We start from the raw sequence: 4,839 nt of genomic DNA, 5'->3' as shown, positions 1-4,839 counted from the left end.
CGGTCTCCTCGCGTTGATGCTTCTGCACGATGCGCGGCGCGACGCACGCGTCAACCCTGATGGCGAGCCGGTGCTGCTGGAAGAGCAGGATCGCCGGTCTTGGAATCGTGTACAGATTCGTGAGGGTGTGGCGCTGGTGGAGGCCGCGATCAGCCGGCGCAAGGGCCCATTTCCGGGCCCATACACGTTGCAGGCTGCGATCGCCGCACTGCATGCGGAGGCGCAGTGCTGGGACGATACGGACTGGCGTCAGATCGTGGCGCTCTACGGTCTGCTGCTGCGGGTCGAGCCGTCACCTGTCGTCGAGCTCAATCGGGCGGCCTCAATTGCCATGGCGGAAGGCGCGGAGCATGGTCTCCGCATTCTCGATGGCCTCACGGCACGGCGTGTGCTCACGGGCTATCACCTGCTGCCCGCCGCTCGTGGGGCGCTGTTGGCACACCTGGGTCGAGAAGCGGAGGCCATCGACGCCTATCGGACTGCGCGGTCGCTCGCGCAGAACGCGGCAGAGCGACGTTTCTACGAGCGACGCCTCGCCGCCCTCAGTGGCCGGGGCGACGAGCCCATCGTCGGTAGCGCCCCGCGTACATAGCGCGCGGCCTTCCGCCTTTCGCGCTACGCAGCTAGAGAGCTCGAGCTCCAACCGGCCCTGACCCCTGAGCCACTCGTACCTGGAGCCTGAGACGGCCCTGGGACCTTTCCCCTGGCCCCTAGAAGGTGTACTTGAGCCCCATCTGAATCCTGCGCGAGAAGCTGAGCACGTCGTCTCGGATTCGGCCAAACGTCGGATCCGTGGTAACCGCTGTTGGGAAGTCGAACGTGGGCGTGTTCGTCAGGTTCGTGATGTCCAGCCGGTACTCGACCGAGTGAGCCCCGAAGAGCGAGAACCGCTTGGTCACGGACAGGTCCGCATTGAACGAGCCAGGTCCGCGGAAGAAATTTCGACCAGCATCACTGAAAGCGCCAGCATCCGGACCGCTGAACCCTGCGCGCTCGTCACCATTGAAGTACCAAATGATGCCATCTTCCTCGGGGAAGACGCTGCCTGCGCTGCTGCTGCAGCCGGCGCAGTTGGCCGGCGTTTGCACGACGTTGGAGAGGGTATTGGCGCCGCTGTAGACGGTAAATGGCCGACCGGTGTAATAGCGGAGGATACCCGCGATCTGCCAGCCACCAATGAGCGCGTCGAGCGCTGGGCCGGCGTCACCGCCCAGAGGCTTGCCGCGCCCGAACGGCAGCTCGGTCACGAAGCTCCCCTGGAATACGTGCGTGCGGTCGAAGTCGGACGGTGCGAAGTTGAGCTCTCTGTTGTGAATGTCGAAGGGCGTGCTGGATGCTGACTGGTTGCTCCCCGTCGACACGCGGGTGAACGCCGGGTCGAACGATCGCGTGTCCTTCGATTGTGAGAGCGTATATCCGAGCAGGTAGCCAAACCCGCTGCCGAATCGCCGCTGCCACGTAATCTCGAGCGCGTGGTACGTGGAGCGATCGTTCGAATCGATCACGTTCATTCCACCGAGGAACTGCGGATATGCATAGAAGAAGTACGGCCCAAGACCGGCGAGCTCTGACAGCGTCTGACTGCCCTGAACGCGCTCGGCGAGCGCGTCGGCGACGCCGGCCACAGAGTTTCGACTGAGCTCAGACGAAAAGAGCTGCCGCATGAGATCCGACCCGGTTTGACCGGGCTCGAGACGGGAGTCGACACCCATCAACTGATTGAGCAACGCGCTCTGACCGCCTGCCTTGACCGTATTGAACGCGTCGAGGAAGCCGTTGTCTTGGATCTCGGCCTGGTTGACGTTGTATGCGCCAAACAGGTTCTGTCCCCGGCGGCCGATGTACGCGACCTCGAGCACGGACTTCCCCCACAGCTCGCGCTGGTAGCTGGCGGCCCAGCCGTGGGTCAGCGGTGCCTCGAACTCGGTATCCATGACGTGAATGCTGCTGTTGCTGACCGGTGGCGGCGTGACGAAGTCCTCCGGTTGCCCGGTTGGCTGGAGCGTCGGTAGGTTCGGCAGGCGCCCACCGTTCTGACCGAACTCCGTGTTGGTCTCCGTTCGCGTGATGCCCGGAATGCTCTGGAAGATCACCGACGAGAGCAGGAACGTGTTGATCCGATCGTAGGCAACCCGGTAGTTCCCGCGGATGACGTTCTTGCCATCATTCTGCGGATCCCACGCTACGCCCACCGACGGCGCGAGGTTGTTGATGTCGTGGTCGTAGAGCGACTCCTCCACCCAGGTGAGGCTGTTGCTGGCAGCCTCGCCCACAGCCACGCGTTGGTCTGGCCGCAGGATACGATTCTCGGGGTTGCTCGGCGCCATCTTGAGCTCCCATCGAAGACCAGCGTCGATCGTGATGTTAGGTCGAATCTTCCAGTTGTCTTGGAGATACAGATCCAGCTCAGGGAAGCGAGCGTCGTAGTCAAAGGGGGTTCCGCCCGGCGCGTAGCCGTCACCCTGCTGGACGAATCCTTGCTCAATCGTGCCAACACGCCCGAGCAGGAAGTTCACCGAGCGTTGCAACGCGGGCAAATCGTTGTCCAGCTGGATGTTGTTGGGCAGCCCGAACACGGTCGGATCCACCGTGCTCACGGCCGGGTCGAAGTTGACTATCGGGTTTGCGTTGGCACTTCCGATGGATCCGCGCGTGTCTTTGTGCTGCTGATACCGTAGGTTGAGGCCGCCCTTGATGGTATGTGCGCCGCGCAGCCAGCTCGTATTGTTGACGACTTGATACGTGTTGATGGTTCGCGCGTTTCCGAGTTGCACCGCTCGAGGCATCATGATGTCTGCGGTGTCACGGTTGGTGGAGTCGATATCCTCACGAGGCGGAACGAAATCCACGAGACCCGGTTGAGCCTCAGGTGTCACGAAGTCGAACGTGAAGTGGTTGCCGCCCACCACCAGCTCGTTGACAACGCTACCAACGGGATTCCAGCGCCAGCTTGCGGCGACATTGAACGGCCGGCGCTCGGTGTCAACCGTACACGACACATCGGGGAACGGCGCAGTGCCATCATTGACCTCGTCACACAGTGTGTTCTGCTGGCCCCACGCCACGCGGGCAAACGCGTAGTGCTTCGGGCTCAGCACCTGGTCTACACGCAACAACACATCGTGCTGTTCCTCGGTCTCTTCCGGATTCCACGTGTACCCGGCGAGGTTCAAACCATCACCGACCGAGAAGTCGTTTGGTAGCGGCGTCGCGTCGATGAGGCCCTGAACCTGCGGATCGAGCCCGATACCTCGGGGATCATTCGTGGCAATGTTGTACGTTACCACACCGACGATGGGGTTCCCTGCACTGTCCACCGAGGCTCCGCCCACGCCCGCGGGTTGATTCTGAGCCCCTGGCACGTACCGCCAAATCCCTTGGCGAACACTCTCTGTATAGACGTTACGAGTGCGCGTGTGCTGCTGCTGCCCTCGGAGGATCTGTAGGTTGCCAAAGAAAAACGTCTTGCTGCGGCGGATCGGTCCACCAAAGCTGAAGCCGCCGATGTTGAGCCGTTCTTCCGCCTTGGGCAGGTCGCTGAAGTTGTTCTCCCACTCGTTCGCGTTGAACTGCGGTCGTCGCGCGAAATAGAACCCGGTCCCGTGGAACTCGTTGGTGCCAGATCGGGAGACCATTGCTACCTGGCCGCCGCTGTTTCGCCCATAGTCTGCCGTGAAATTGCCGGTCAGCACCTTGAACTCGGCGAGGGCATCCGGATTCGTCTTGAGCGGTGAAGTCTCGGCGCCGCCGGCGCTCGACTCGTTCGTGTCGATCCCGTCGAGCGTGTAGTTCCACGCCCGGTCGCGGGCGCCGTGCACGTGCGTGCCGCCGCCAGTGTTCGCGCCGCTGACAACCCCCGGCTGCGTGAGCACAAGGTTGAGTGGGTTGCGACCGCGGCCGCCGATGATTGGCAGCGACTCCACCGACCTCTGATCAATCACGGAGCCGTAGTTTCCGGAATCGGTCGTCTGTACCGCCGGCGCAGCCGCGATTACCTCGACGGTCTCCGTCAGGCTGCCCGCTTCGAGCTCGGCGTTTACGGTCGTCGCTCCCCCGATGTTGACCACGCTGCCGGGGGCGACGAACGTCTTGAACCCGTCCAGCTCGACCTTCACGGTATACGTGCCCACGCCAACCGCCTCGAACACATAAACACCGGTGCCAGACGTGACGGTCGTGAACGAGACGCCCGTCGACTCGTTGGTCAGCGTGACCGTGGCGCCGGGAATTGCCCCACCGCTCGCATCGGTGACGGCGCCGCCGATGCGCGAGGTGGTCCCTTGGGCCCACGCGGGTGGCGCCGTGCCCATCAAGGCGGCGCACATCGTTGCCGCACACACGACGATAAGGAATCGCTTCACCATGGCTGCTCGTCCTCCCCCAACAAAAAGTAAGACGACCTACAAATGCACGGCCGCTTCGCCGCTGGCATCGAAGGCATCGTCGATGTAGCGGCGATTGCGGTCGTAGCTCCAGTGAATATCACGAAAGTACGCGCCGAGCGCCTCGCCATCCTTCGCGATCGCCAGTCGGATGATCTCCCGGTGCTCCCTGACGGACTTCCTCAGCCACTCTGGAATCGAGTGGCGTCGAACCGGAAAGGTGTAGAGACGACCCCGGACGATGTCGCAGACTTCGCGCAGCGTGCGGTTCTCCAGCTTCGAGAGCAGGACGTCATGAAACTCGCGGTTCCACACGCCGAACGCCTGCAGGTCGCCCTCCTTGGCGGCGGCGCGCATCTTCGCATTGAGGCGCCTCAGCTCGCTCAGATCCTCGTCATCGATCAGAGAGGCGATCTGACTCACGGCCGCGCCTTCGAGGATGCCGAGGGTTTCGTAG

At 62.9% G+C, this 4,839-nt stretch carries 2 protein-coding genes; both read right to left on the bottom strand.

What is annotated here, in order from left to right; all coding sequences use genetic code 11:
• Positions 1 to 710 precede the first annotated feature (710 nt).
• Complete coding sequence (locus tag GEV06_27990) at positions 711 to 4,364, bottom strand: TonB-dependent receptor plug domain-containing protein (GenBank protein MPZ21700.1); 3,654 nt, start codon at positions 4,362 to 4,364, stop codon at positions 711 to 713.
• Positions 4,365 to 4,400: 36 nt separating this feature from the next.
• A partial coding sequence (locus tag GEV06_27985; protein MPZ21699.1) for an FCD domain-containing protein occupies positions 4,401 to 4,839 on the bottom strand: 439 nt, incomplete at its 5' end.

It is taken from the genome of Luteitalea sp. (assembly GCA_009377605.1).
Taxonomy (GTDB): Bacteria; Acidobacteriota; Vicinamibacteria; order Vicinamibacterales; family Vicinamibacteraceae; genus WHTT01.
Note: the sequence above shows the minus strand (reverse complement) of the source record. Positions and strands in the feature narration are given on the sequence as shown.